Below are 25,183 nucleotides of genomic sequence, written 5' to 3'. Positions count from 1 at the left end.
GGCCGCAGGCGCAACGGCCCCCTCGGGGGGCAGGGAGCGACACGCAGTGCGCGACCGTGGGGGCCACATCAACGGTCCCGCTGGGAAAGCCACTCTTCAAGGTAATGGATATTGGTGCCGCCATCCATGAACTTGGCATCCACCATCAACTCGCGATGCAAGGCAATGTTGGTATTGATGCCCTCGACCACGGTTTCGGCCAGCGCCGTGCGCATGCGGGCAAGCGCCTGTTCACGCGTGTCGCCATGAACAATGATCTTGCCAATCATCGAGTCGTAGTTGGGCGGCACAAAGTAGTTGGCGTAGATGTGCGAATCCACCCGCACGCCCGGCCCGCCCGGCGTGTGCCAGGTGGTGATGCGGCCAGGAGAGGGAACAAACTTGTAGGGGTCTTCCGCGTTGATGCGGCACTCGATGGCGTGCCCCTTGATTCCGATCTGGCGCTGGGTGAACGGCAGTTTTTCACCGGCCGCCACCTCAATCTGCGTTCTCACGATGTCTACACCAGTGACCCACTCGGTCACGGGGTGCTCGACCTGGACCCGCGTGTTCATTTCGATAAAGTAGAACTCGCCATTTTCATACAGGAACTCGAAGGTGCCGGCGCCGCGGTAACCAATCTTCTTGACGGCCGCCACGCAGCGCTCGCCAATGCGTTCGATCAGCTTGCGCGGAATGCCGGGGGCTGGCGCCTCTTCGATGACTTTCTGGTGACGCCGCTGCATGGAGCAGTCACGCTCACCGAGCCAGACGGCATTTTTGTGCTGGTCGGCCAGGATCTGGATTTCAATATGGCGCGGGTTCTGCAGGAATTTTTCCATGTAGACCTCGGGATTGCCAAAGGCAGCGCCCGCTTCGGCCTTGGTGGTCTGCACCGCGTGGAGCAGCGCCGCCTCGGTGTGCACCACCCGCATGCCGCGCCCCCCGCCGCCGCCGGCTGCCTTGATGATCACCGGGTAGCCCACCTGCTTGGCGGTGCGCTTGATCACTGCCGCGTCATCGGGCAAAGCGCCTTCCGAGCCGGGCACGCAGGGCACGCCGGCCTTGATCATGGTCTGCTTGGCCGAGACCTTGTCGCCCATGATGCGGATCGATTCCGGCGTCGGGCCGATGAACTTGAAACCGCTTTTCTCCACGCGCTCGGCAAAGTCGGCGTTTTCGCTCAGGAAACCGTAACCGGGGTGGATCGCCTCGGCATCCGTCACCTCGGCTGCCGAAATAATGGCCGGCATGTTGAGGTAACTCAGCGCCGAAGGCGCCGGGCCGATGCAGACCGACTCGTCGGCCAGCTTGATGTACTTGGCCTCGCGGTCGGCTTCCGAATAAACCATCACAGCCTTGACGCCGAGTTCCCGGCAGGCGCGCTGGATACGCAGGGCGATTTCGCCGCGGTTGGCGATCAGTATCTTTTTGAACATGCGGCGATCACTCGATCATGAAGAGTGGTTGTCCGTATTCCACCGCCTGGCCGTTCTCGCACAGGATGCGGGTAACGGTGCCGGATTTGTCGGCTTCGATTTCATTGAGGATTTTCATCGCCTCGATGATGCAGATGGTTTCGCCTTCCTTGACCTGGCTGCCCACTTCCACATACGCTTTGGCGCCGGGGCTGGAGGAACGATAGAACGTGCCCACCATCGGAGACTTGACCGCATGGCCTGCGGGTGCGGCAGGTGCTGCTTCCACTGGTGCTGCCGGTGCAGCGGCGGGACCGGCCGCCGGCGCAGGCGCCATGGGCGCCTGCATCACCATGGGTGTACCGCCCGATTTGACAATGCGTACCTTGCCTTCAGCCTCGGTGATTTCCAGTTCAGACACATTGGACTCGGAAACGAGGTCAATCAGTGTCTTGAGTTTTCTTAGATCCATGGTTTCTCCAACGACGGTGGTTGCTCAAACGGCACACCTCTGACATTCATTCTTGCCGGCAGGATGACAGGCGGGCCAGGCGTTCATTTGCGCCTAAACTCTGCTTTGTACACCTTTCAGCGTCTAAAAATCAGTAGTTTTATTAATTCAGGCTGTTTTGGCCAGACGGGAAAGGGCGAAGTCTACCGCATAGCGGTACCCGGCCGGACCAAAGCCGGCCATCACGGCTTCGGCCAGATCAGAGAAGTAGGAGTGGTGGCGAAAAGCTTCACGCCGGTGAACGTTCGACAAATGCACCTCAATGAATGGCAGGGCGATACCGGCGATCGCATCGCGAATCGCCACACTGGTGTGGGTAAAGGCTGCCGGGTTGATGATGATGAATTGTGTTCCGTCCACACGCGCCTGCTGGATCCGGTCCACCAGCGCTCCCTCGTGGTTACTCTGAAAAGTTTGGAGTAAAACACCTCGATCTGCGGCGAACTTGACCAAATCTTCATTAATTTGATCCAAAGTTGTCGATCCATAAATTTGTGGCTCTCTTGTACCCAGCAAATTCAGATTAGGCCCATGGATTACCAGTATGCTCATCACGCTCCTCCTTCCCGGCCAGCGCCGGGCAAGAGCGAACTTTACCCCAGTTCCGGCCGCTTACAAGAGTTCAGGAAGCTGGCCCAAGTCAGGCCAGCAGAGCCCACTGGGCCAAGTCTTCGGTGGAAACCTTGCCGCTCCTGCGGTGCAGCAATTGCCCCGACGCGCCAAACACGACGGTGAACGGCAACCCTCCCGACAGATTGCCCAGGGATTTGCTGAGTTCTGTCCCCGCGAAGCCGGCCATGGCCACCGGAAAACTCAGAGGCTGGCGCTGCAGCCAGGTGCGCACCGCCGGTGCTTGATCAACAGCCAATCCCAAAACTTGCCAGCTTTTAGACTGATTTGCTTGATAAAAACGATCAAGTAGCGGCAGTTCCTCGATACAGGGTGGACACCAAGTGGCCCAGAAGTTGACCAACAGGGGTTTACCGGAAAAACTGGCCAGCGCCAGTTTTGCGCCGTCAGGCGTCTCGAAGGTTTGCGCCAGAAAGGCGCCGGGGACGGCTTCCGGCCCCTCGGCGTAGTTGTGCGAGGAAGCCTGCCACCAAGCCACCCCGACGCCAGCCAGCCCGGCCGCGGCAGCCACGCCGCCGAGCATCAGCGGTCTGCGTTTCACGGGGAGGACTCCGGGCCGGTCATCAGCAATTTTTGCACGTCCGCCAAGTCCCCGCGCGGCTTGCGCCCTTTGGCATCCGGGCGCAAGGCACCGCGCAGGTGGTCGTGGTCGTAAATCATCAGGTGCACGCCCACGGTTTCCTGCAGCGGCTTGCACAGGCTGCGCACACTGAGGGCTTCCACACTGTCGCCGGTAAACCCGGTCACCGTACGCGGTTCGTAATCGACCCGGTGCTCAATCAGCGCGATTTCTGCGGATTTGGGGTCGTCGCAAAAGAGCTGGATATAAATATCGGAGAGCCGTGTCGCCGTACCGTGCCAGACCGCGCCGCCGAGGTAGGGGCGGAAGGCGACCATGCGCTCCATCCACGTCAGGGCCAGTTCGCGCAGCGCGGCCAGTTCCGCTGGCTGCGTATTGGCGCAAAACAGGGCGATGTATTCGCGCACCGCATCTTCCACCTCGTCGTTGCCGGGCAGCTCGCTGCGGCCAGGCAAATCCATTTGCTTGACGGCGCGGCGCTTGGCGGGGCCGTATTCCAACCCTTCCTCGACGACAAGCGCAGCAGCGGTAGCGGCGATTTCGAGTTTCAGGGTATGCGGGCTCATGGTATTTCTCGGGGAAGGTGACGGGTTGACTCAGCAGGGATGGACTCGGCCGCGGCCACCAAAGTTGCAAACGGTAGCCAGGCCGCTTCAGCCCCGGCCCGATTACTATCGAATTAATAGCTGACGGCGCTTGTCTCATAAGGGCTGGAGGCCTTTTTTACCATACTTTTGGTCAACCTCCGCGAAAATGGCAGACCGCGGCAGGGCCGCCGTCTTGCCTCCTAAAATACCCTGCATGCATATACACATCCTCGGGATTTGCGGCACCTTCATGGGCGGCCTGGCTGCGCTGGCCCGCGAGGCCGGGCACAAGGTGACCGGTTGCGACACAGGCGTGTATCCGCCTATGAGCGACCAGTTGCGTGCATTGGGTATTGAACTCATTGAAGGTTATGGCGCCGACCAACTGGCTTTTCAGCCTGATGTGTTTGTAGTCGGCAATGTGGTCTCGCGCGCGCATGACGCCAGCGGCAAACCCCGGTACCCATTGATGGAAGCCATTCTTGATGCCGGCGTGCCCTACACCAGCGGCCCCCAATGGCTGTCGGGCCATGTGCTGCACCATCCGACACACCACTCCACCGGCCCGCGCCATGTGCTGGCCGTGGCCGGCACCCACGGCAAAACCACCACGACGGCCATGCTGGCCTGGATTCTGGAATGTTCCGGCCTGCAGCCGGGCTTTCTGGTCGGCGGCGTGCCGCTTAATTTCGGCGTGTCAGCCCGGCTGGGCACCGGCAACACCTTTGTGATCGAGGCCGACGAGTACGACACCGCATTTTTTGACAAGCGCAGCAAGTTTGTTCACTACCGGCCGCGCACCGCCATCCTGAACAACCTTGAGTTCGACCACGCCGATATTTTTGACGATCTGACCGCCATCGAGCGCCAGTTTCATCACTTGGTGCGAACGGTGCCCGGCTCGGGCCGACTGGTGGTCAACGCCCGCGAAGAGAGCTTGGCCCGTGTGCTCGCCCAGGGTTGCTGGAGTGAGCGTGTACTCTTCGGAGGTCCTTTGGCTGAAGGATTTTCAGCCCAGGGCGAACCGGCAGCTTTCGACGTGTTCAAGGACGGCCGGAAAGTCGCCCGTGTCGAGTGGGCCATCAGCGGCGTGCACAACCAACTCAACGCGCTGGCCGCCATGGCCGCTGCCGAACATGTGGGTGTGGCGCCGCAAGCCGCCGCAGACGCCTTGGGCAGCTTCGAGAACGTCAGGCGCCGCATGGAGGTGCGCGGCAAGGTGGCACGCGCTGGTGGCAACATCACTGTCTACGACGACTTTGCGCACCACCCGACGGCCATCCACACCACCATCGATGGCCTGCGGCGCCAGCTGGACAGCCAGGGCGGCGACCAGCGCATCCTGGCCATCTTCGAGCCGCGCAGCAATACCATGAAGCTGGGAACCATGACGGCCCAGCTTCCATGGAGCCTGGAGCAGGCCGACCTGGCGTTCTGCCACGCCGGCGGACTCGGCTGGGACGCCCGTGCCGCGCTGGCGCCCATGGGTGAGAGCGCGCAGGTAGCGGACAACATCGAGCAGTTGGTAACCCAGGTCAAGGCGGCGGCCAGACCCGGCGACCATTTGCTGTGCATGAGCAACGGCGGCTTTGGCGGCATTCACGCCCGGCTGCTGGACGCGCTGCGTGCGGGATAATTTGCTACGCTTTTGATAGCTTGTTTCGCCCGTGCTTAAAGGGCCAAGTGCCAAAATGGCTCTAATTCCATTCCCAAATCATCCGTGCACTTTGTCGCTTCGCTAGCCGTACGTCTGTGCTGTCGTCGCTTCGCCTTCGCGTTCACGAATGATTTAGAAATGGAATAAAGAGACTAGTAACTGATCGCCATGGCCTGCACATCAATGTGAATCACCGGCTTGGCCAGCGAGGCGCTGGCGGCGCGCGCAAAGGCTTGGGCCCAGGCGGCGTCGGCAAACTGCGCGGGACCTGCGGCTTGGGCTACCACCAGCACCTTGTCAGCCATCAGCAACTTGCCGGTAGGCCGCAGGGGCTCGCAGTCCATCCGCGTGAACTGCTCATCGAGCCAAGCCCTGGCCGCATCGTGCGGCATGGGTTGCACTTCATTGAGGTCCACCCGCAGGGGCGGGCTGTTTTTGAAGGTAACGGTGACTTCGCTGCGCATGGCTGCCTCGGTATCGAAGAAAAGCGGGAGGCTCCAGCATGAACGCCGCAGCCCCAAGGGGCAATCCGCTAAAACCCGCGCACCCGCCCAGGACCCCCCGGGACAACACGCAGCCTATTTGCGGCCCAGCTGCGCCGGTGCGGTCAAATCCCGCCTTGGTACCGCACCAGGGAGCTGCGCCACAGCCGCAGCCAGGGTCAGCCCGTTATGCGTTTTACCGGGCAGGCTGTCCTCGCCAACAGAAAATGCGGAAGTGCCGGCCTTGTCCGGCGTCGTGGTGACTGAACCGGCGAAATACAGGCTGGCCAGGTCCCGTGTCAACTGGCCAGGGGTCAGCCCGGTGCGGCGCTGCAGGGCGTCAAAATCCCCGCCTTCGACCGACAGCTCGCGCAGGAGCAGCAACTGCGAGTCTCTGAGCCAGCGCGTGGGCACAGCTGGCGCGTGGCGAAAATAGAGCGGCCTGCTGCGATACCGGGGGGGCAGCACATCGCGCTCGGTACGTTGTGCATAAATCCAGCGCAGCTGCGTCAGGCTGCTGCGCAAAAAATGCGAGGGAATATCATGCGCCTCCAGCGGGCGCCGGTCCCAGTGGGCCTGCTCAAAATCGACGGGATCGGCACGGCGTGAAATCCCGATGCGCCATTCGCGAAAATCCATCACCGCGAGCAGCGTGCCTTTCTGGCTGACGTGGTAAATGCCAGGCAGCAGTTCGCTTTCACGCGCGATCAGTTGCCCCCCCAGTACAAACTGTGAACGCAGGGGCCGCAGCCAGCTTTCAAATTGCTGCAGGGCCTTGTGGAGGCTGGCCGCCGAGTTCAGGTCGAAGGTGTGCTTGGGATCGAAATCACTGGAGGCCAGCGGCAGCGCAAAGGCAATCGGCCGGTCTACCTCGTCCAGGTCAAGTTGCACGGCCCGTTCGGTCGGCAAGCCGGCCAGGATTTTCAGGGTGTCAGCGCCAACCAGCCGGCACTTTTCGCCGGCGACCAACCAGCCGTCGGCTTCAGCGAATGCACCGACGCGCCAGGACGGCCCCCCCTTGGGCATCAGGGTCAGCAGTGAAGAGAGCTGATCGCGCTGCTCGGGTGTGAACCCGGCCAGACCTAACCAGAGAACAGGTTGCTCAAAAGACATGATGTTTTCATTGATCGACTGCTCTGGTTTTCAGAAGCGGAAAGCGCAGTGACTCCGTTCGACATGTAACGGCAGGCTAACAATTTAACACCAATTGCTTAGCAAACCATCCCCTGAATGGGGGAGCAAGCATCAAGCGTTGCGCCGCAGCTTCACCGCCTCCGACAACACATCCAGCAGTTTCAGCGAATCATCCCAGCTCAGGCAGGCATCCGTGATGCTTTTGCCATATTCCAGTTTCTTTGCATCGTCCTTGCCCGGCGTGAATTTCTGGGCTCCCGGCTGCAGATGGCTTTCCACCATCAGGCCGAATACCTGTTGCGAGCCGCCGCCAACCTGGGCGGCGATGTCGCGTGCCACGTCCAACTGCTTTTCATGCTGCTTGGAGCTGTTAGCGTGGCTGCAATCGACCATCAGTGTGGCGGGCAGTTTGGCCGCTTCCAGGTCCTTGCAGGCTGCGCCGACACTGGCCGCATCGTAGTTGGGCGCCTTACCGCCGCGCAGGATCACATGGCAGTCCTTGTTGCCGTTGGTTTGCACGATCGCCACCTGGCCGTTCTTGTGCACCGACAAAAAGTGATGACCACGCGCGGCGGCCTGGATCGCGTCGGTGGCGATGCGGATGTTGCCGTCGGTCCCGTTTTTGAAGCCAATGGGTGCCGACAGGCCGGACGCCAGTTCCCGGTGTACCTGGCTCTCGGTGGTGCGCGCGCCAATGGCGCCCCAGGCAATCAGGTCACCGATGTACTGCGGCGAAATCACGTCAAGAAACTCGCTGCCCGCTGGCAGGCCCAGGCGGTTGATGTCAATGAGGAGCTGCCGCGCGATGCGCAGGCCTTCGTCGATGCGGTAGCTTTCATCCAGGTAAGGATCGTTGATCAGGCCTTTCCAGCCCACCGTGGTGCGTGGTTTTTCAAAGTAAACACGCATCACGATTTCCAGCGTACCCGCATACTTTTCGCGCTGCACGGCCAGGCGGCGCGCATATTCGAGCGCAGCAGCCGGGTCATGGATGGAACACGGGCCGATCACCACGAGGAGGCGGTCGTCCTTGCCCGCCATGATGCGGTGCACGTTGCCTCGCGTCCGGGTGATCAGCGACTCCACGGCGGTGCCGCTGATCGGAAAGAAACGAATCAAATGCTCGGGCGGGGGTAACACAGTGATGTCCTTGATGCGTTCGTCGTCTGTCTGGCTGGTTTTATCGACAGGACTCGCATACCAGGCATCGCTGGCTGGGGTGGCTTTGGCATTCATGGCTGGCTTCCTTTAAGAACGTTCAAGAATCGATTCGGCAAATGGAGGAGGCAAAAAAAAACCGCCGGGGACCCGGCGGTTTTCAAGAATCTGTTGCGTACCTGTCAGCCTACGCGAGGATCTCTCTACCGCCGGAGGCGCTTGAGAACCAAAAGTAAGCAAAATAAAATTTCGCGGCTGACATGGACTGGAATGTAGCACAGCCGGCGCACGGCCCTATTTGGCTGGCGCGTCCTCGCAGTGAGCCGCCCTCTCGGGGCATCCTTCGACAGGCTCAGGAAGAACGGTTTCCAGCGGCAGCGGGGGAATTTCCCCTTACAAGCAGGGGCCGCGGATCTGGCTTTGCCAGTCCGCAGGCGCAGCGGCCCCTTTCCAAGTGCAAGGGGCAGGGAGCCGCCGCAGGCTCGAAGTGAGCGACCGTGGGGGCTCTGTCCTCAGCCGCGCAAGCGTTCCCACCAGGTTCTGGCCCGCGCCGCCCGCACTTCGTCGAACGGCGCAGCGGTGGAGTCGCCCGCTTCCCTGCCGGCAAGCTGCTCGTACATGTCGATCAGCAGCATGCCTTCACCCAGCGTGCGCCAGCCCACCAGTTCGAAGTCTTCAAAACTGATGGCCCTGATCTGGCTCGATGGAGCTTTCGGCGTCGCCGCGAGCAGCCACTCGCCAATCAGCACCCGAAAGTTGTTCAATGCAGCCAGGTAGGAGGCGTATTCGTAGAGGCCGCGCCAGGCGGGCGACAGCGCAATCACCAGCGCGCGATGTTCACGCAGGATGGTCATCAGGTCCATCAGTGCGGGCGCCTGCGCCGCGGGGTCGGCAGCGCGCCTGAGGCCGGAGAGCACAGCTTCGATGCTTGCCGCCAGGCCGCCCATGCCGTCGGCTAGTTGCAGCGACTCCTCGTCGGCCATCGCCGAACGCAGAAAATGGCTGAGTTCGCCAAAACTCTGGATGCTGGGAAGCTGTGTGGAGGGGTTGATCGGCAATGCCGAGTTGGGCGGGTCACTCATGGACAGCTCCGCAAAGGTGTCAGGCCGTGCCGCCCACCGTCAGCCCGTCAATGCGCAAGGTCGGCTGGCCGACACCCACCGGCACGCTCTGGCCTTCCTTGCCGCAGGTGCCCACGCCACTGTCGAGCTGCATGTCATTGGCGATCATGGTGACGCGGGTCAGCGCATCCGGGCCGTTGCCGACAATCGTCGCGCCCTTGACCGGATACAGGATCTTGCCGTTTTCCACCCAGAAGGCCTCGCTCGCAGAGAACACAAACTTGCCGGAAGTGATGTCTACCTGCCCCCCGCCGAAGTTGGTGGCGTATAGGCCTTTCTTGATGCTGGCGACGATTTCCTCCGGCGCCTTGTCACCGCCCAGCATGTAGGTGTTGGTCATGCGCGGCATCGGCACATGGGCATAACTTTCGCGGCGGCCGTTGCCGGTGGGCTTGACGCCGGACAGGCGCGCGTTGAGCGAGTCCTGGATGTAGCCTTTGAGAATGCCGTCTTCGATTAGCACATTGCGCTGGCTGGCATGGCCCTCGTCATCGACGTTGAGGGAGCCGCGCCGGTCGGCAATCGTGCCATCGTCGAGCACGGTGACGCCCTTGGCGGCCACGCGCTCGCCGATGCGGCCCGAGAACGCGCTCGACCCCTTGCGGTTGAAGTCACCTTCCAGGCCGTGGCCGATGGCCTCGTGCAGCAGGATGCCGGGCCATCCGGGGCCAAGCACCACGGTCATCTCGCCGGCCGGTGCCGGGCGCGCTTCCAGGTTGGACAGGGCAGCCTTCACCGCGTCGTTGACGTATTCGTTGATCTGCGCCTCGTCGAAATAGGCCAGGCCGAAACGCCCGCCGCCGCCGCCCGAACCCATCTCGCGCCGGCTCACGCCGCCGACTTTTTTCTCCGCAATCACGGTCACCGACAGGCGCACCAGGGGCCGTACATCCGCAGCTAGCGTGCCGTCGGCGCGCGCGACCATCACCACATCGTATTCACTGGCCAGTCCGGCCATGACCTGCACGATACGTGGGTCCCTGGCCTTGGCGAGTTTTTCCACGCGTTCCAGCAGCTTGACCTTGGCCGTGCTGCCCAGCGTGGAAATCGGGTCCATGTCCTGGTAAAGCGACCGGCTGGGCGCCACCTTGCGCGCCGGCACCTTGACGCGGCCAACGCGGGTCACTGCCGAAATGGTGCGCACAGTGCGCGCAGCATCCAGCAAAGAAGCTTCCGAAATATCGTCCGAATAGGCAAACGCTGTTTTTTCACCGCTGACCGCCCGCACACCCACGCCTTGGTCAATGCTGAAGGACCCGGTCTTGACGATGCCTTCTTCCAGGCTCCAGCCTTCGCTGCGGGTGTATTGGAAATAGAGGTCGGCGTCATCGACACCATAAGAGGTGATTTCACCCAGAGCCCGGCTGAGATGCCCCTCGGTCAACCCGAACGGAGCCAGCAGCAGCTTTTGCGCAATCGCTAGCCGTTCCGATGTCGCGTCGGAATGGGGGCGACTGGCAGACGCGGAGGCGGGTGTTGGCTTGCGGGCAGACGAAGACGAGGATTTGAGTACGGTCATGGGCTCATTGTAGGCAGTCTGCCCCCAACCTCCTTGCAGGAAGGCTTCTGCACAGCGGAACCGGATTGACCCAAAAGCGGGGCAGCCACGCCTTGCCAGCCATCTGTGGTGCCGGTTTATCGGCTGGCCAGATACCTGAAAATCGCCGCGTCATCCAGGCCAGCCAGCCCCGCCTTGTGAGCCTCTGCAAACACCTGGCTGGCCCGCGCGCCCAGCGGGCCCTCAAAACCGGCGGCGCGCGCCGCCTCAACCGCCAAACGAGTGTCTTTTTCGAGCAGAGTCACATGCGCGCGCGGCGCATAGTCGCCTGCCAGGGCCCGGTGCATGCGGTCCGACCCTATCCAGCTCTGGCCACTGGACTGCTCGATGACGTCCAGGGTACGCCCCGGGTCCAGCCCCAGACGCACGGCCATTGCCAGCACTTCGGCCGCACCCACGAGATTGATGCCGGCCAGCAGGTTGTTGACCAGCTTGGTGCGCGCGCCGTCCCCGGGCGTTTCGCTGATGTGGAACAGCTTGTCGGACAGGGCTTGCAGCAGGGCAGCCTGCTGCGCGTACACCGCGGCGGCGCAAGCCACCATCAGGCTCATCGTGCCATCGCGCGCCCGCACCGGCCCGCCCGACATCGGCGCATCCACGGTGTGGACACCCAGCGCAGCCAGCCGGGCCGCAAAAGATTCGACATCCTGCGGAGAAATCGTCGGGCACAGCATCACCGTATGCCCCGACTGCAGCATGCGGGCCAGGCCTTGCGCGCCAAACAGCACCTCGTCAGTCTGTGCAGTATCCACCACGCAAACGATGAATGCTACTGAATTTATAGCTGCCTGCGCTGGTACAGCAAGGGCCAAAGCCCCTTTTTTCTCCAAATCGGCAGCTTTGGCCGAGTCCATGTCGCACACCTGTACCGCCCAGCCCTGCGCCAGCAGGTTCGCTGCCATGGCCCCGCCCATGTTGCCGACACCGATGATTGTGACCCCCACGCTTTTCACTGCGTGTAATGCGCTGCCCCCCAAGGGGGGCGGCCCGGCGGGAAATTGGACTCCTCCGACGCTTTCTGCTGTCAAGATTGCACGAGCCGCTTGGCTTTGGAGATGGACATCAGGATTCCGACCGCCAGCCCGAGGGTGACCATGGCGGTTCCGCCATAACTGATGAAAGGCAGAGGCACGCCCACCACCGGCAGAATGCCGCTGACCATGCCCATGTTGACGAAGGCGTAGGTGAAAAAAATCATGGTAATGGCGCCCGCCAGCAGCCGTGCGAACAGCGTGGGTGCTTCCAGCGCAATGAGCAGGCCGCGGAAAATCAGGAAAACAAAGGCGCTGATCAGCGCCAGGTTGCCCAGCAGCCCGAACTCCTCGGAGTAGGCGGCAAAAATGAAGTCGGTGGTGCGCTCGGGAATGAATTCCAGATGGGTTTGCGTGCCCTGCATGAAACCCTTGCCCAGCACGCCTCCCGAGCCGATGGCGATCATGCCCTGAATAATGTGAAAGCCCTTGCCCAGCGGGTCGCGCGTCGGATCGAGCAACGTGCAGATGCGCTGCTGCTGGTAATCGTGCAGCACCGGCCAGCGCATGCCGTCGGCACACAGCTGCGGCTCGAACCAAACCACCAGGAAAATGCCGGTCAGCCCGATCAATACCGGCGGGGCAATCAGCTTCCAGCTCAGTCCCGCGAAGAAAATCACCGCCAGGCCCGCGGCCAGCACCAGCAGCGAGGTGCCCAGGTCGGGCTGCTTCATGATCAGGCCCACCGGCGCCACCAGCAACAGGCAGGCCACCAGGAAATCGAAAGGCCGCAGCTGGCCCTCGCGCTTCTGGAACCACCAGGCCAGCATCAGCGGCATGGCAATTTTCAATATCTCGCTGGGCTGGATCACGATGCCCAGGTTGATCCAGCGTTTGGCGCCCTTTTTGGTAACGCCGAAAATCGCCACCGCCACCAGCAAGGCCACGCCGGCCACATACAAAGGCACAGCAAAAGCCATCAGGCGCTGCGGCGGAATCTGCGCCACCACAAACATGATGGCTCCGGCGATCAGCATGTTGCGGCCATGGTCGACAAAGCGGGTGCCATGGTCGAAACCTGACGAATACATGATCATCAGGCCCGCACTGGCCAGCAGAAAAACCGCAAACGCCAACGGGCCGTCAAAGCCCCGGAACAACGGGGCAGCGCGCTGGAAAAGAGAAGGTTTGTCGAAAACGGCAGACATGAGATGGGATTATCTGCCAGCTGGGTGCTGGCGGGTTCGCTGCAGGGTTCCTCCAGCAAAGCCTGCCCTGCGGCTAGAGCTCCGGCGGGTCCATTCCTTGTGCCCCGTTCAGGCAGCCGACGTCGGGGCCGTTGCACCGCCAGCGCCACCGCCAAGAACGGGAGGCGCCGTGACGATCGAGGTCAGAGCGGGCTCGACGGAACGCAGGCGGTCGAGTGCGGGACGTGGCCGCCGCAGCTCATCAGATCTGACAAAGGCCTGCTCCAGGGCCGCCGCAGCGCCAAGCACATGGTGATCCGCGCGGAAGCGCCCGATCAGCTGCAGCCCGAACGGCATGCCCGCGTGGTCGAGTCCGCAAGGCAGGCTGAGCGCCGGCAAGGTGGCCAGCGTCACCACATAGGTCAGAGCCAGCCAGTGGTAGTAGTTGCTTTGAGGCTTGCCGTCTACAGCGTCGGCATACAGCGTCGTCCAGGGGAAAGGCGATACCGGCGTGGTCGGCGCGAGGATCAAGTCGTAGTCGGCCATCGCGGCGTTGAACCGCGCGAGGACGCGTGTTTGTTCTGCCTGCGCCCAGGCGCAGTCGAGCAAACTCATCGCGGCACCGATTTCGAAGTTGGCCCGCGTGTTGGGGCCGAGACTTGCGGGGTCGCACGCGTAGGCATCGCGTGTGCCGGCAACAAAAGCCTCGGCGCGCAGCACGTCAAAGCAGCGGTGCACATCGCCCAGTTCGAACCTCACCTCTTCGCAACTGCGGAACAGATGCTTCATCGAAGCGATCTTCCGGCGAAAGGTCCCGCGGATCGACGCGTCGACGTCGCAGGCGCCGAAGTCCTCGGTCCAGCCGACACGCAAGGCCCCGAGGTCCACAGCCGGTGGATCCAGAAAACCGGCCGGGTCCACCGGATAGCTGAGCGGGTCATCCACGGCGGCGCCGGCTGAAGCCGCCAGTTGCAGACAGGCGTCTGCGACGGTACGCCCCATCGGCCCCACCACCGAGATCGGCGTCCAGCCCAGCAGCTTGCGCGAACTCGGTACCAGTCCCGGCGAAGGCCTGAAACCCACCACACCGCACAAAGCCGCCGGAATGCGCAACGAACCACCGGTGTCGGATCCCGTGCACACCGGAAGCATGTCGCAGGCCAGCGCCGCCGCCGACCCTCCCGATGAACCGCCCGCGTTGAGTCGCGGGTCGAAGGGATTGCCGGTTGCGCCCCAGACCTCATTGCGGGTGTTCGCACCGGCACCGAGCTCGGGCACGTTGGTCTTTCCGACCACAATCGCACCGGCGGCGCGCAGCCGCGCCACAAGTACATTGTCGGCCGCGGGCACATGGCCGCGATACAGCGGCGAGCCCAGGGTTGTGAGCAGACCCTCGGTGGCCTCCAGGTCTTTCACGCCCATCGGCAGGCCGTGCAGCAGGCCCAGCGGCCGGCCTTCCAGCACGGCGCGTTCGGCGGCCCGGGCTTCGCTGCGCGCGCGCTCGAAGCAGGTGGCCGTAACGGCATTGACGAAGGGGTTCACCGCCTCGATGCGAGCTATGCAGGCTTCGAGCAACTCGACTGGCGAGAGCTGTTTGGCCCCGATCAGCCGTCTGAGTTCGACGGCGGACAGGGCGACCAGGCTGCCATCAGTTGCCACGGTCATTCCGCCCGGATGTTCGCGCGCAGCGCCATGGCGCGCATGCGAGGCAACTCGTCTTCAATCCGCGCCGTCACCGCGGCAGCGGACTCGTACGCGGGTTGCAGCCCGTTGGCGATGAGCTTGTCGCGGATCTCGGGGTCGGCCATGGTTTTGGACAGTGCCTTTTGCAGCTTGGTCTTCGCGTCGGCTGGCAGACCACGCGGCGCGACGACCGCCAGCCAGGAGTCGGCGGAAAAACCCGGGAAGCCGCTTTCCGCCACCGTGGGCACGTCGGGTAGCTGCGTCGCACGCGCAGGGCCCGCGACGGCGATGGCCTTGATCTTGCCAGCCTTCAACTGAGGCAACGACGCTGCCACGGTGTCGATGGTGAAAGGGATCTGGCCACCGATCAGGTCACTCATGGCCGGCGCGCTGCCCTTGTAGGCTATGTGCAGCAGCTTGATACCGAGGGCGCTCCACATCAGCTCGCCCGCGAAGTGGCCCGTCGTGCCGCTGCCAAAGGAACCGTAGACGTACTTGTCCGGCGCACCGCGCACGGCAGCGACCAGCTGCGTCAAGTTGTTGACTGGCACCTCGCGGTTCGCAATCAGGACAAGAGGGACGCGCGCGGCAAGGCCGATCGGCTCGAAGCTCTTGACCGGGTCATAGGGCAGCTTGGGGTTGAGCGCGGGGTTCACGGTGAAGGTGGAACCCGAGCTGATCAGCAGCGTGTAGCCATCGGCCGGTGCTTTGGCGACAAAAGCGGCACCGACGACGGTGCCCGCGCCGGCCTTGTTTTCAATCACCACAGGCTGGCCGAGGTGTTCGCCCAGCTTCCTGCCAACAAGCCGGCCGACAATGTCGGTCGCCCCGCCAGGTGGAAAGGGAATGACCAGCTGGATCGGCTTCGACGGATAGCTTTGTGCGCTCGCACCACTCCATGGCACCAACCCGGCCAGGACTGCCGCGAAGACAGCGAGGTTTGCAGCAAGGTTGGCGAGTTTCAGTTTCATCATGTTGTCCACCGTTTCAATGGCAGCCCGAGGGCCGCGGTTGGCATGCGCGAAGGCCTCGCTGTATCCAGCAGACCCTCGCTCCAGAATGAGCATGTCTCCTCACCGACTAGTCGGCAGCGACGTACTCAGTACCCGCTGCCCGGAGACCGTGCGGGCGCAAGGCTCCCCGCGGCTCTCCCGGCAATCGAATCGGTGTGGTTTTCCCACAGAATCACTTCCACGCAACCCGGCACAGGCAGAGGTCAGCCGTTGCGGAACAGGAAGCTGTAGGCATTGAGCGCAGGCACGCCGCCCAGGTGGGCATACAGCACCCGGGACCCCTCGGCGAACTCGCCGCGGCGCACCATGTCGATCATCCCGTGCATGGATTTGCCCTCGTAGACCGGGTCGGTCAGCATGCCCTCCTGCCGGGCACACAGGCGAATGGCTTCCAGCGTCCCTTCGCTCGGCAGGCCATATTCGGGCCCACCGTAGCGGGTATCGAGCACCACGTCTTTCGCGGTGATGTCGCGATCCAGCTCGACCAGCCTGGCTGTGTTCTTTGCGATGCGCAGGATTTGCTCCTTCGTTTGCACAGGCTTGGCCGAAGCGTCGATGCCGATCACCCGGTCGGCACGGCCGTCGGCGGCAAAACCAACCACCATGCCGGCTTGCGTGCTACCGGTGACCGAGCAGACAACGATGTAATCGAACTTGAAGCCCAGTTCGGCCTCCTGTGCCCGCACTTCCTCGGCAAAGCCGACAAAGCCAAGGCCGCCATAAGGATGTTCGGAGCAGCCGGCCGGAATGGGGAAGGGCTTGCCACCGGCCTGGCGCACGTCGTCCATGGCCTGCTCCCAGCTCGGGCGAATGCCGATATCAAAACCGGCTGCATCCAGGCGCACGTCAGCGCCCAGGATGCGTGACATCTCGATGTTGCCGACGCGGTCGTACACCGCGTCGGAATAGTTCACCCAGTTTTCCTGCACCAGAACGCACTTCATCCCCAGATGCGCCGCGACGGCAGCGACCTGGCGCGTCTGGTTGGACTGGATGCCGCCTATGGACACCAGGGTGTCGCAACCCTGCGCCAAGGCTTCGGGGATCAGGTATTCGAGCTTGCGGGTCTTGTTGCCGCCGAAGGCCAGGCCGCTGTTGCAGTCCTCGCGTTTGGCGTAGAGCTCAACCTTGCCGCCCAGGTGGGTGCTCAGGCGCTTGAGCGGCTGGATAGGCGAGGGGCCGAAGGTCAGCGGGTGTCTGGGAAACTTCTTGAGATTGAGCGTGAGTGGCATGGAGGGTGGTTCCGGTGTAAGCCCCATTGCGTGGACTGTGATGGCCGCAAAAAAGGAGGGCATGGTGGGCTGAAATGTCTTGTGCAGTCGTAAACAAATCGTAGCCAATCTCATCAGAAATTAATTGCAAACAATCCTCATGAAATATCATTCAAAAATCCATTTTTTTGAATTTTTGGAAATTAATTTCGATAATTTTTATATTTGTGAAATATTTAATCAAGGCACCCATGGAAATCACCCTCGACCGGATAGACCGCAAGCTGCTCAAGCTGCTGCAGCAGGACGCCTCCCTGCCCAACATCGAACTGGCGGAAAAAACCAACCTCAGCCCGCCCGCCTGCTCGCGCCGCATCGCCAAGCTCAAGGAAGTGGGGCTGATCCGGAAAACCGTGGCGCTGGTGAACCCGCGTGCGCTGGGCTACAACGGGCTGGTCATCATCGGCGTGGTGCTGGACCGCTCGACCACCGACTCCTTTGCCGCCTTTGAAAAAGCCGTTGCCGGCCTGACAGGTTGCCTGGAAGTGCAACTGGTGACGGGCGAATTTGACTACTTCGTCAAGCTGCGCATCCAGAGCATCGACTCGTTCAATGAACTGCATGCGGCGCAACTGATCGCCCTGCCCGGCGTGAGGCAGATTCGGACCTTTGTCTGTTTGAAGGAGGTGTTTGAGACGACGGCGATACCGGTTTAAGTCTGATGGACCTGGTATGAGCCGGTATTGAATTTGCAGCGGGCGGAGTTTTTTTGAGAGGCGCCGGACCCACAACATGCTACTAATTTAATAGCTGCTTGCGCTCGAATCCATTGGGCAAATGCCGTTTTTCACTGTATAAATTTCCCGATCATCTCCACAGCTCCCAGAGATTTACCATTCGCCCCATGCCCACCACCCACCTTCTCTACCTTCACGGCTTCCGCTCCTCCCCCCAGTCCGCCAAAGCCCGGCAGGTCGCCGCCTGGATGCAAAAACGCCATCCTGAGGTGGTCTGGTGGTGCCCGCAACTGCCGCCTTCGCCCAAGGAGGCCATGCAAATGTTGACCAATGGCGTGGCCGGATGGCCGCGCGCCACGATGGCCGTGATGGGTTCGTCGCTGGGCGGGTTTTACGCGACGCATGTTGCCGAAACCTGCGCCTGCAAAGCCGTGCTGCTTAACCCGGCGGTGAACCCGGCACGCGACCTGGCCGGCTACATCGGCGAGCAGACCGCCTGGCATGACCCCAGCGAACACTTTTTCTTCGAGCCGCGCTTTGTGGACGAACTGCGGGCCCTGGCGCACGGGCCTGTCGCGCGACCGGAAAACTACTTCGCCATCATCGCCAAAGGCGACGAAGTGCTGGACTGGTGCGAAATGACCGGTCGCTACCCGGGTGCCCACATCAGGTTGCTGGAAGGCGGCGACCACGCCATCAGCGACTTCGAGCGCTACCTGCCAGAAGTGATGGACTTCCTGGCACTCTCCTGAGACTGTCTGAGGGCAGCCCGAGACCGGCTGATTACACTAGCAGGAGTAATTAAAGGATGCCGTTTTGTTTGTATTGTTTGAAGAGGCTGGCAAGTTTTTGGCCGGCCGCATTTTGTCCGAGGCCGACACCTCCCTGCAGGTGGAGCTCGACTCGGGAAAACGGGTCAAGGTCAAGGCTGCCAACGCACTGCTGAAATTCGAGAAACCCGCGCCCGCCCAGCTGACAAGCGCCGCCCAGGCCCTGAGCCAGGAAATCGAGCTGGACCTGGCGTGGGAGTTTGCAAGTGAGGAAGACTTTGGTTTTGCCGATCTGGCGCGCGACTACTTCAGCGCCGACCCAGCCAAACCAGCTTCCACCGAGCAACAGGCCGCCGCGCTGTTTCGCCTGTTCGAGGCGCCGCATTACTTCAGGCGCGCCGGCAAGGGCCGCTTCAGGAAAGCGCCGGCCGAGATCCTGCAGCAGGCGCTGGCCGCCATCGAGAAGAAGAAACAGGTGATCGCGCAGATCACAGCCTGGGCCGAGGAACTGGTGCAGGGCCAGTGCCCCGCACCGGTACGTGAGCAGCTCTACAAAATCCTGTTCAAGCCCGACAAGAACAGCCCCGAATACAAGGCCGTGGTCGAGGCCTCGCGCTCCGCGCACAAGGCGCCGCTGGACCTGCTGCAGCAATCGGGCGCGATTGCCTCGCCCTACCAGTTCCACTGGAAACGTTTTCTGTTCGAGAACTTTCCAAAAGGCACCGGTTTTCCGTCCGTGCAGGCGCCGAAGATTCCGGACGAGCTGCCGCTTGCGGACGTCAGGGCGTTTTCCATCGACGACTCCAGCACTACCGAGATCGACGACGCGCTGTCGGTGCAGGGGCTGGGCAGCGGCACGGTCACGCTGGGCATCCACATTGCCGCCCCGGGGCTCGCGGTGTTGCCGGGCAGCCCGGTGGACGCCGTGGGGCGCGCGCGGCTGTCCACCGTGTACATGCCGGGCTACAAGCTGACCATGCTGCCCGACGAAGTGGTGCAAAGCTACACGCTGCAGGAGGGGCGCAACTGCCCCGCGCTTTCCCTGTATGTCACGCTCGATGAAAACACGCTGGAGATCCGCGAAACGGCAACGCGCCTGGAACAGGTGCCGATTGCAGCCAACCTGCGCCACGACCAGCTGGACAGCGTGTTCACCGAGGCTTTTTTTGAAGCGGCGCAGACCACGCCCCCCGACGGCATCGCCTGGGGCGTGGAACTCGCCTTCCTGCACCGGTTGGCCTTGCACCTGAAGGCCGGGCGCGAAGTGGTGCGCGGCAAGCCGGAGAACTTCAACCGGCCCGACTACAACTTCAGCCTGGACAACCTCTCGGGCAAGGAGCCCGAAGGCAACGAAGCCGTCAGCATCAGCATCCGCAAACGCGGTGCACCGCTGGACCTGATCGTGGCTGAAGCCATGATCCTGGCCAACAGCACCTGGGGCGAGTGGCTGGCCGCGCACAGCGTACCCGGCATCTACCGCAGCCAGGCCAGCCTACTGCCGGGCGTCAAGGTACGCATGGGCACCAAGGCCCTGCCGCACGCCGGCATTGGCGTCAAAAGTTACGCCTGGGCCACCTCGCCGCTGCGCCGCTACACCGACCTGGTCAACCAGTGGCAAATCATCACCTGCGTCAAACATGGGCGCACCGCTGCGCTGGTGGCACCCTTCAAGCCCAAGGATGCGGAACTGTTTTCTATCATTTCAGGCTTTGACGGCGCCTACAGTGCCTACAACGGCTTTCAGGCCGGCATAGAGCGCTACTGGACCCTGAAGTACCTGCAGCAAAACAAAGTCACCGAACTGACCGCGACCGCCTTCAAGGACAACTTGGTGCGTGCCGACGACCTGCCGCTGGTGCTGCCGGCCGCCGGTGCCCAGGGCCTGCCGCGTGGAGCCAAGGTGCGCATCAGGCTTGGCGAAATCGACGAAATCACGCTTGACATCAACAGCACCGTGGTCGAACGCCTCGACGTGGTGGTGGACGATGCTGCCGCCGAACAGGTGGACGAAGAAGACAACGAATCGGAAATCGCCGCTGGTCCGATCTCTATTGCCGTCGATCTGAATGAACCAGCCGACCAGCCCCCCGTGACAGCGGCTTAGCCCCGATAATCCTGTCCTGTGAAGTCACCCAGTACCCTGCAAATCGCCCTGGGCGTTTCCATCGCCGTGCATGCGGTCCTGCTGACCGTGCGTTTTGTCGATCCGGAACGCTTCAACCGCATTTTCCAGGACACCCCGCTGGAAGTGATCCTCGTCAACGCCAAAAGCAATGAGCGGCCCGACCAGGCCAAGGCCATTGCCCAGGCCTCGCTGGCCGGCGGCGGCGAGGCGGAAAAAGGCCGGGCCACCAGCCCGCTGCCGCCCTCGGCGCTGACCGAGCTGGGTGATGCGAGCGAAGACGCACAGCGCAAGGTCGAGGCCATGCAGGAGCAGCAAACCCTGCTGCTGGCGCAGCTCAAGAAGCAGCTGGCTGCCATGCCACCACCCGACCCCAAGGTACCGTCCACCGACGCGGCCCATGTCGATCGCGAGGAAAAGCGCAAGCAGCTGATCAAGATCCTGGCCGAGATCGAGCGCCGCATCAACGAAGAAAACGCCAGGCCCAAAAAGCGCTATATCAGCCCCGCCACCCGCGAGGAGGTGTATGCGATCTACTACGACACACTGCGCCGGAAAATTGAAGAGAAAGGCACGGTGAACTTCCCGGAAATGGCCGGCAAGAAGCTGTATGGCGAGCTCACCATGATTCTCACCGTGAACTTCGACGGGCGCATCCTGGCCACCGAAGTGGCCGAGACATCGGGCAACCTGACGCTGGACCGGCGCGCGCAAAGCATTGCGCGCAGCACCGGCCCGTTTGACCGCTTCAGCGACGCCATGCGCCGCAAGGCCGACCAGATCGTGGTGGTCTCGCGCTTCAAGTTCACGCGCGATGAAACGCTGGAAACCAAACAACTCGAGCGCTAGGTCCTGTTCACACTATTTATGGATCACTATTGCGTCCTCGGCAATCCGGTTGAACACAGCAAGTCACCTGCCATCCATGCGCGTTTTGCCGAACTGACGGGGCAAGCCGTGGCCTATAGCAAACTGCTAGCGCCGCTGGACGATTTTTCCGGCACGCTGCAGCGGTGGATAAACGGCGGCGGGCGCGGCTGCAACGTGACCGTGCCCTTCAAATTCGAAGCTTTCCGGCTGGCCACCAATGCCACCGAACGCGCGCAACTGGCGCAGGCAGCCAACACCCTGAGGTTCGACGGCGGGCATGTGGCGGCAGACAACACCGACGGCCTGGGACTGGTGAATGACATCCAGAACAACGCAGGCCTCAGCCTGGCCGGGCGCGACCTGCTGCTGCTGGGCGCTGGCGGCGCCGCAGCCGGTGTGCTGGGGCCGCTGCTGGCGGCCGGGCCGCGCCGGCTGGTCGTGGCCAACCGCACACCGGCTCGCGCCGCCGAGCTGGTGGCGCGCCATGCGAGCCATCCTTCGCTGCAACAGTTGCTACAAAAAACAGAGCTGCTTGCGCACGACCTGCAAGGGCTGGAGGCCGATTTTGATGTGATCATCAATGCCACGGCAAGCAGCCTGAGCGGCGCCGCGCTGGCGCTGGCACCACGCCTGCTCAAACCCGGCGCGCTGGCTTACGACATGATGTACGGCGCAGCGGCAGAGGATTTCGCCGCCTGGGCACGAGCCCATGGCGCCGTCCCGCGCGACGGCCTCGGCATGCTGGTGGAGCAGGCGGCCGAGTCTTTCCTGTTCTGGCGCGGCGTGCGCCCCCCTTCCGCGCAGGTGCTGCAGGAAATGCAGGCGCAGCTGAAGGCCACGGCATGAAAGCCGTGTTGCGCTGGGTGCTGCTGGTGCTGCTGGCGGGCCTGGCGGTGCAACTGTATTTTGTCACCCGCATTGCGCTGATGGCGGTGGTCGACCCTCAGTCCACGGCCTTCCAGCGCTCTGAAGCCTGGCGCCTGGCCACCGAAAAGGGCGAACTCAAATGGCGCCAGCAGTGGGTGCCATATGCCGAACTGTCCGTCAACCTCAAACGCGCTGTCATCGCGTCTGAGGACGCCACCTTTGTCGAACACGAGGGAGTGGATCTGGAAGCGCTAGAAAAAGCCTGGGAGAAAAACACCCGGGCCGAGCAGGCGGCGGGCAAGCTGTCCAGCCGCGCCGCCCCGGCGGGCACCCGGCCTGCAGCCAGGCCGCCGAAAATTGTAGGCGGCTCCACCATCACGCAGCAACTCGCGAAGAACCTGTTTCTCTCGGGGGAGCGCACCCTGATGCGCAAGGGCCAAGAGCTGGTGCTGACACTGCTGCTCGAGGCCCTGCTGAGCAAGCAGCGCATTCTCGAGATTTACCTCAACAACGTCGAATGGGGCGAAGGCGTGTTCGGCGCCGAAGCCGCAGCCCAGCACTACTTCCGCAAGCCGGCAGCCAAACTCAGTGCCTACGAAGCCGCGCGCCTGGCCGTCATGCTGCCGCGTCCCCGGTACTTCGAGACACGGCCCGGCTCGGGCTACCTGGCGTCGCGGGCATCCACCATCGCGGCCCGCATGGGTGGAGTGGAGGTGCCATGAACATACGCGCGAAAACCATGAGCCTGTTTTTACTCGGCCTGATCCGCGCCCTGACCGGCGCCCAAGCCCGCTGGCAAGGCTGTCCGCCCAAAGCCGAGCAGCGCATCTATTTTGCAAACCACCAGAGCCATGCCGATCTGGTGCTGATGTGGGCCGCCCTGCCCCAGGAACTGCGCAGCATCACCCGCCCGATTGCCGCGAAAGACTACTGGACCAAAACGCCCTTCAAACAGTGGATCACCACCTCGGTATTCAACGCAATCTATGTAGACCGCGCCAAGACCGGCGACCAGGACCCGCTGGAGCCACTGATCGACGCGCTGGAAAGCGGCGACTCCATCATCCTGTTTCCCGAAGGCACTCGCGGCAACCAGGAAGAGCCGCAAGCCTTCAAATCCGGGCTCTACAACCTGGCGCTGAAGTTTCCCCAGGTCGTGCTGGTGCCGGCCTGGATCAACAACGTACAGCGCGTCATGCCCAAGGGCGAAGTGGTGCCCGTGCCCATCCTGTGCTCGGTCACCTTCGGGGCCCCCCTTGCGCTGGAGCCGGGCGAGGACCGCAGTGGCTTCCTGGTTCGGGCGCGCCAGGCCGTCATCGCGCTCAAGGACTCCTGATGAGCAACTTCTTGCGCAACCTCAGCCCGTCGCACCAGGTCGGCCTGCTCTTCGTGATTGTTTTTGGCCTGCTGACCGCCGCCACGGTGGCGGCCGTGGTCATGTCGCTGCGCGACGACGGCGAAAACGAAGTCCGCACCCAGGACATCCGGGAGCTGGGCAGCTTGCTCAACACCTCGTGGCTCATGTGCAGCGTGTTCTGGGTCGGCTGGACGCTGGGGGAAACGGTGGCCACCCTGCTGTTTGCGATCGTGGCGTTTTTCGCCCTGCGTGAATTCATCACGCTTTCGCCCACGCGGCACGGCGACCACCGCAGCCTGGTGCTGGCGTTTTTTGTGGTGCTGCCCGCGCAGTTCTGGCTGGTCATGACCGAACATTTCGACTTGGTGACGGTGTTCATTCCGGTGTATGTGTTCCTCGCCATTCCGGTGGTCAGCGCACTGGCTAACGACCCGCAGCGCTTTCTGGAGCGCAACGCCAAGCTGCAGTGGGGCATCATGGTCTGCGTCTACGGCATCAGCCATGTGCCGGCCCTGCTGTTGCTGGACTTTCCCGGTTATGGGGGCAAAAGCGCTTTTCTGGTGTTTTTCCTGGTGTTTGTGGTGCAGACCGGCATGCTGGTGCAGCACCTGGCCGCGCGCAAATGGCCGCAGCCGCCCACGGCGCCCCAGGTCAGCCAGAGTTTTCACTGGAGCAGTTGGCTGATTGGCTTGGCGGTCGGCGGCTTTGTGGGTGGGCTGATGTCTGGCCTGACACCGTTCAAGCCGGCCCAGGCTGTGGCCATGGCGCTGATCGCCTGCGTAGCCGGATCGCTCGGCCACCTGGTCATGAAAGCCCTCAAGCGCGACCGCGGCATCACCAACTGGGGCACCGAAGGCAAGTCGGTCACCGGCGCCAGCGGCCTGCTGGACCGCGTCGATGCCCTGTGTTTTGCCGCACCCGTGTTTTTCCACTCCGTTCGCTGGTATTTTGGCCTCTAGCCCTTATGCAATATACAAAATTTGCTATTAAAAGTATAGTAAATGAAGGAATCTGGCCATGAGGATTCTGGGCATCGACCCGGGTCTGCAGGTCACCGGGTTCGGTGTGATCGATGTGGAGGGCCACGCGCTGACCTATGTGGCCAGCGGCACCATCAAGACCACGCATCTGGCCACCCGCAAGCTGCCCGAACGGCTGAAGGTCCTGTTCGACGGCATTTGCGAAATCACCACGCGCTACAGCCCCGACTGTTCTGTCTGCGAGATCGTGTTTGTCAACGTCAACCCCCAAGCCACGCTGATGCTGGGCCAGGCGCGCGGCGCGTGCGTCACGGCCTTGGTGAGTCGCAACATCGAGGTGGCCGAGTACACGGCACTGCAGATGAAAAAAGCCGTCGCCGGTTACGGCAAGGCCGGTAAACCTGAAGTGCAGGAGATGGTCAAACGTTTGCTGAAGCTACCCACGCTGCCCGGCAAGGACGCCGCCGATGCGCTGGCCCTGGCGATCACCCATGCGCATGTGGGCGGCTCTGCGGCCATCCTGGCGCGTGCAGCCACGCTGGGGCGCAAGTCAAGCGCATCGGTCAAGGATGGCCGGCATCACTGAGCGGCGGTTTGTGG

25 protein-coding genes are annotated in these 25,183 nt (G+C 62.6%); 10 read left to right on the top strand and 15 right to left on the bottom strand.

Annotated elements, in window-relative coordinates:
• Positions 1-68: 68 nt before the first annotated feature.
• The 5 genes from accC to ABI660_RS04825 all read right to left on the bottom strand — a co-directional run bounded on the left by accC (position 69) and on the right by ABI660_RS04825 (position 3,684).
• Positions 69-1,418 carry an acetyl-CoA carboxylase biotin carboxylase subunit gene (accC, locus tag ABI660_RS04845; RefSeq protein WP_348065510.1) on the bottom strand — a complete coding sequence of 450 codons (1,350 nt, stop codon included), beginning with the start codon at positions 1,416-1,418 and terminating at the stop codon, positions 69-71.
• 7 nt (positions 1,419-1,425) lie between these two features.
• Positions 1,426-1,869 carry an acetyl-CoA carboxylase biotin carboxyl carrier protein gene (gene accB, locus ABI660_RS04840; protein ID WP_348065508.1) on the bottom strand — a complete coding sequence of 148 codons (444 nt, stop codon included), beginning with the start codon at positions 1,867-1,869 and terminating at the stop codon, positions 1,426-1,428.
• Positions 1,870-2,016: 147 nt separating this feature from the next.
• Positions 2,017-2,463 carry a type II 3-dehydroquinate dehydratase gene (aroQ, locus tag ABI660_RS04835; protein WP_348065506.1) on the bottom strand — a complete coding sequence of 149 codons (447 nt, stop codon included), beginning with the start codon at positions 2,461-2,463 and terminating at the stop codon, positions 2,017-2,019.
• Between the two features lie 85 nt (positions 2,464-2,548).
• On the bottom strand, positions 2,549-3,079 hold the full coding sequence (locus ABI660_RS04830; protein WP_348065504.1) for a TlpA disulfide reductase family protein: 531 nt from the start codon (positions 3,077-3,079) through the stop codon (positions 2,549-2,551).
• Positions 3,076-3,684 carry a hypothetical protein gene (locus tag ABI660_RS04825; protein WP_348065502.1) on the bottom strand — a complete coding sequence of 203 codons (609 nt, stop codon included), beginning with the start codon at positions 3,682-3,684 and terminating at the stop codon, positions 3,076-3,078. The genes ABI660_RS04830 and ABI660_RS04825 overlap by 4 nt, the downstream gene beginning before the upstream one ends.
• 235 nt (positions 3,685-3,919) lie before the next feature.
• Here ABI660_RS04825 and mpl point away from each other — a divergent pair, with 235 nt between their 5' ends.
• Positions 3,920-5,341, top strand: a complete 1,422-nt coding sequence (gene mpl / locus ABI660_RS04820; RefSeq protein WP_348065500.1) for a UDP-N-acetylmuramate:L-alanyl-gamma-D-glutamyl-meso-diaminopimelate ligase — start codon at positions 3,920-3,922, stop codon at positions 5,339-5,341.
• A gap of 173 nt (positions 5,342-5,514) precedes the next feature.
• On the opposite strand, the gene ABI660_RS04815 is transcribed toward mpl, so the two are convergent.
• The 10 genes from ABI660_RS04815 to ABI660_RS04770 all read right to left on the bottom strand — a co-directional run bounded on the left by ABI660_RS04815 (position 5,515) and on the right by ABI660_RS04770 (position 16,901).
• Positions 5,515-5,826: a hypothetical protein gene (locus tag ABI660_RS04815; protein WP_348065498.1), complete on the bottom strand. Its 312-nt coding sequence runs from the start codon at positions 5,824-5,826 to the stop codon at positions 5,515-5,517.
• Positions 5,827-5,940: 114 nt separating this feature from the next.
• Positions 5,941-6,957, bottom strand: a complete 1,017-nt coding sequence (locus ABI660_RS04810; protein ID WP_348065496.1) for a hypothetical protein — start codon at positions 6,955-6,957, stop codon at positions 5,941-5,943.
• A 132-nt stretch (positions 6,958-7,089) separates the two neighbouring features.
• Entirely contained in the window at positions 7,090-8,214 is a 1,125-nt protein-coding gene (locus tag ABI660_RS04805; protein ID WP_348065494.1) for a 3-deoxy-7-phosphoheptulonate synthase, read from the bottom strand.
• Between the two features lie 434 nt (positions 8,215-8,648).
• Entirely contained in the window at positions 8,649-9,218 is a 570-nt protein-coding gene (locus ABI660_RS04800; protein ID WP_348065492.1) for a hypothetical protein, read from the bottom strand.
• Positions 9,219-9,237: 19 nt separating this feature from the next.
• Positions 9,238-10,776 (bottom strand): metalloprotease TldD, encoded by a 1,539-nt coding sequence (gene tldD, locus ABI660_RS04795; protein ID WP_348065490.1) that lies wholly within the window; start codon positions 10,774-10,776, stop codon positions 9,238-9,240.
• A gap of 116 nt (positions 10,777-10,892) precedes the next feature.
• Entirely contained in the window at positions 10,893-11,759 is an 867-nt protein-coding gene (locus ABI660_RS04790; RefSeq protein WP_348065488.1) for an NAD(P)-dependent oxidoreductase, read from the bottom strand.
• Between the two features lie 80 nt (positions 11,760-11,839).
• Positions 11,840-12,994, bottom strand: a complete 1,155-nt coding sequence (gene rodA / locus ABI660_RS04785) for a rod shape-determining protein RodA (protein WP_348065486.1) — start codon at positions 12,992-12,994, stop codon at positions 11,840-11,842.
• A gap of 108 nt (positions 12,995-13,102) precedes the next feature.
• Positions 13,103-14,638 carry an amidase family protein gene (locus ABI660_RS04780; RefSeq protein ID WP_348065484.1) on the bottom strand — a complete coding sequence of 512 codons (1,536 nt, stop codon included), beginning with the start codon at positions 14,636-14,638 and terminating at the stop codon, positions 13,103-13,105.
• A complete protein-coding gene (locus ABI660_RS04775; protein WP_348065624.1) occupies positions 14,635-15,627 on the bottom strand; it encodes a tripartite tricarboxylate transporter substrate binding protein in 993 nt (330 codons plus the stop codon). The genes ABI660_RS04780 and ABI660_RS04775 overlap by 4 nt, the downstream gene beginning before the upstream one ends.
• 245 nt (positions 15,628-15,872) lie before the next feature.
• Positions 15,873-16,901, bottom strand: coding sequence for a 1-aminocyclopropane-1-carboxylate deaminase (locus tag ABI660_RS04770; protein WP_348065482.1), 1,029 nt, complete (start codon positions 16,899-16,901; stop codon positions 15,873-15,875).
• A 230-nt stretch (positions 16,902-17,131) separates the two neighbouring features.
• Here ABI660_RS04770 and ABI660_RS04765 point away from each other — a divergent pair, with 230 nt between their 5' ends.
• The 9 genes from ABI660_RS04765 to ruvC all read left to right on the top strand — a co-directional run bounded on the left by ABI660_RS04765 (position 17,132) and on the right by ruvC (position 25,169).
• Complete coding sequence (locus tag ABI660_RS04765) at positions 17,132-17,596, top strand: Lrp/AsnC family transcriptional regulator (RefSeq protein ID WP_348065480.1); 465 nt, start codon at positions 17,132-17,134, stop codon at positions 17,594-17,596.
• 188 nt (positions 17,597-17,784) lie between these two features.
• Positions 17,785-18,369, top strand: a complete 585-nt coding sequence (locus ABI660_RS04760; RefSeq protein WP_348065478.1) for a YqiA/YcfP family alpha/beta fold hydrolase — start codon at positions 17,785-17,787, stop codon at positions 18,367-18,369.
• Positions 18,370-18,433: 64 nt separating this feature from the next.
• Positions 18,434-20,491, top strand: coding sequence for an RNB domain-containing ribonuclease (locus tag ABI660_RS04755; RefSeq protein WP_348065477.1), 2,058 nt, complete (start codon positions 18,434-18,436; stop codon positions 20,489-20,491).
• An 18-nt stretch (positions 20,492-20,509) separates the two neighbouring features.
• Positions 20,510-21,358, top strand: coding sequence for an energy transducer TonB (locus tag ABI660_RS04750; protein WP_348065475.1), 849 nt, complete (start codon positions 20,510-20,512; stop codon positions 21,356-21,358).
• 18 nt (positions 21,359-21,376) lie between these two features.
• Entirely contained in the window at positions 21,377-22,225 is an 849-nt protein-coding gene (gene aroE, locus ABI660_RS04745; RefSeq protein ID WP_348065473.1) for a shikimate dehydrogenase, read from the top strand.
• Entirely contained in the window at positions 22,222-22,968 is a 747-nt protein-coding gene (locus ABI660_RS04740; protein WP_348065471.1) for a transglycosylase domain-containing protein, read from the top strand. Before aroE ends, ABI660_RS04740 begins: the two co-directional genes overlap by 4 nt.
• Positions 22,965-23,582 carry a lysophospholipid acyltransferase family protein gene (locus ABI660_RS04735; RefSeq protein WP_348065469.1) on the top strand — a complete coding sequence of 206 codons (618 nt, stop codon included), beginning with the start codon at positions 22,965-22,967 and terminating at the stop codon, positions 23,580-23,582. The genes ABI660_RS04740 and ABI660_RS04735 overlap by 4 nt, the downstream gene beginning before the upstream one ends.
• Positions 23,582-24,562: a phosphatidate cytidylyltransferase gene (locus ABI660_RS04730; RefSeq protein WP_348065467.1), complete on the top strand. Its 981-nt coding sequence runs from the start codon at positions 23,582-23,584 to the stop codon at positions 24,560-24,562. Before ABI660_RS04735 ends, ABI660_RS04730 begins: the two co-directional genes overlap by 1 nt.
• Positions 24,563-24,620: 58 nt before the next feature.
• Positions 24,621-25,169 carry a crossover junction endodeoxyribonuclease RuvC gene (gene ruvC, locus ABI660_RS04725; protein ID WP_348065465.1) on the top strand — a complete coding sequence of 183 codons (549 nt, stop codon included), beginning with the start codon at positions 24,621-24,623 and terminating at the stop codon, positions 25,167-25,169.
• The last annotated feature ends 14 nt before the right edge of the window (positions 25,170-25,183 follow it).

Origin of the sequence: Polaromonas sp., assembly GCF_039930745.1 — a bacterium.
In the GTDB taxonomy this organism is placed as follows: domain Bacteria; phylum Pseudomonadota; class Gammaproteobacteria; order Burkholderiales; family Burkholderiaceae_C; genus Polaromonas.
The sequence above is the reverse complement of the archived record's forward strand: the minus strand, read 5'-3'. Positions and strand labels throughout refer to the sequence as shown.

What these genes read in the sequence shown, in the direction of transcription:
- accC (WP_348065510.1), bottom strand. Translation starts at nt 1,418, where the DNA reads ATGTTCAAAAAGATACTGATCGCCAACCGCGGCGAAATCGCCCTGCGT.
- accB (WP_348065508.1), bottom strand. Translation starts at nt 1,869, where the DNA reads ATGGATCTAAGAAAACTCAAGACACTGATTGACCTCGTTTCCGAGTCC.
- ABI660_RS04825 (WP_348065502.1), bottom strand. Translation starts at nt 3,684, where the DNA reads ATGAGCCCGCATACCCTGAAACTCGAAATCGCCGCTACCGCTGCTGCG.
- mpl (WP_348065500.1), top strand. Translation starts at nt 3,920, where the DNA reads ATGCATATACACATCCTCGGGATTTGCGGCACCTTCATGGGCGGCCTG.
- ABI660_RS04815 (WP_348065498.1), bottom strand. Translation starts at nt 5,826, where the DNA reads ATGCGCAGCGAAGTCACCGTTACCTTCAAAAACAGCCCGCCCCTGCGG.
- ABI660_RS04810 (WP_348065496.1), bottom strand. Translation starts at nt 6,957, where the DNA reads ATGTCTTTTGAGCAACCTGTTCTCTGGTTAGGTCTGGCCGGGTTCACA.
- ABI660_RS04805 (WP_348065494.1), bottom strand. Translation starts at nt 8,214, where the DNA reads ATGAATGCCAAAGCCACCCCAGCCAGCGATGCCTGGTATGCGAGTCCT.
- ABI660_RS04800 (WP_348065492.1), bottom strand. Translation starts at nt 9,218, where the DNA reads ATGAGTGACCCGCCCAACTCGGCATTGCCGATCAACCCCTCCACACAG.
- tldD (WP_348065490.1), bottom strand. Translation starts at nt 10,776, where the DNA reads ATGACCGTACTCAAATCCTCGTCTTCGTCTGCCCGCAAGCCAACACCC.
- rodA (WP_348065486.1), bottom strand. Translation starts at nt 12,994, where the DNA reads ATGTCTGCCGTTTTCGACAAACCTTCTCTTTTCCAGCGCGCTGCCCCG.
- ABI660_RS04780 (WP_348065484.1), bottom strand. Translation starts at nt 14,638, where the DNA reads ATGACCGTGGCAACTGATGGCAGCCTGGTCGCCCTGTCCGCCGTCGAA.
- ABI660_RS04775 (WP_348065624.1), bottom strand. Translation starts at nt 15,627, where the DNA reads ATGAAACTGAAACTCGCCAACCTTGCTGCAAACCTCGCTGTCTTCGCG.
- ABI660_RS04770 (WP_348065482.1), bottom strand. Translation starts at nt 16,901, where the DNA reads ATGCCACTCACGCTCAATCTCAAGAAGTTTCCCAGACACCCGCTGACC.
- ABI660_RS04765 (WP_348065480.1), top strand. Translation starts at nt 17,132, where the DNA reads ATGGAAATCACCCTCGACCGGATAGACCGCAAGCTGCTCAAGCTGCTG.
- ABI660_RS04760 (WP_348065478.1), top strand. Translation starts at nt 17,785, where the DNA reads ATGCCCACCACCCACCTTCTCTACCTTCACGGCTTCCGCTCCTCCCCC.
- aroE (WP_348065473.1), top strand. Translation starts at nt 21,377, where the DNA reads ATGGATCACTATTGCGTCCTCGGCAATCCGGTTGAACACAGCAAGTCA.
- ABI660_RS04740 (WP_348065471.1), top strand. Translation starts at nt 22,222, where the DNA reads ATGAAAGCCGTGTTGCGCTGGGTGCTGCTGGTGCTGCTGGCGGGCCTG.
- ABI660_RS04735 (WP_348065469.1), top strand. Translation starts at nt 22,965, where the DNA reads ATGAACATACGCGCGAAAACCATGAGCCTGTTTTTACTCGGCCTGATC.
- ABI660_RS04730 (WP_348065467.1), top strand. Translation starts at nt 23,582, where the DNA reads ATGAGCAACTTCTTGCGCAACCTCAGCCCGTCGCACCAGGTCGGCCTG.
- ruvC (WP_348065465.1), top strand. Translation starts at nt 24,621, where the DNA reads ATGAGGATTCTGGGCATCGACCCGGGTCTGCAGGTCACCGGGTTCGGT.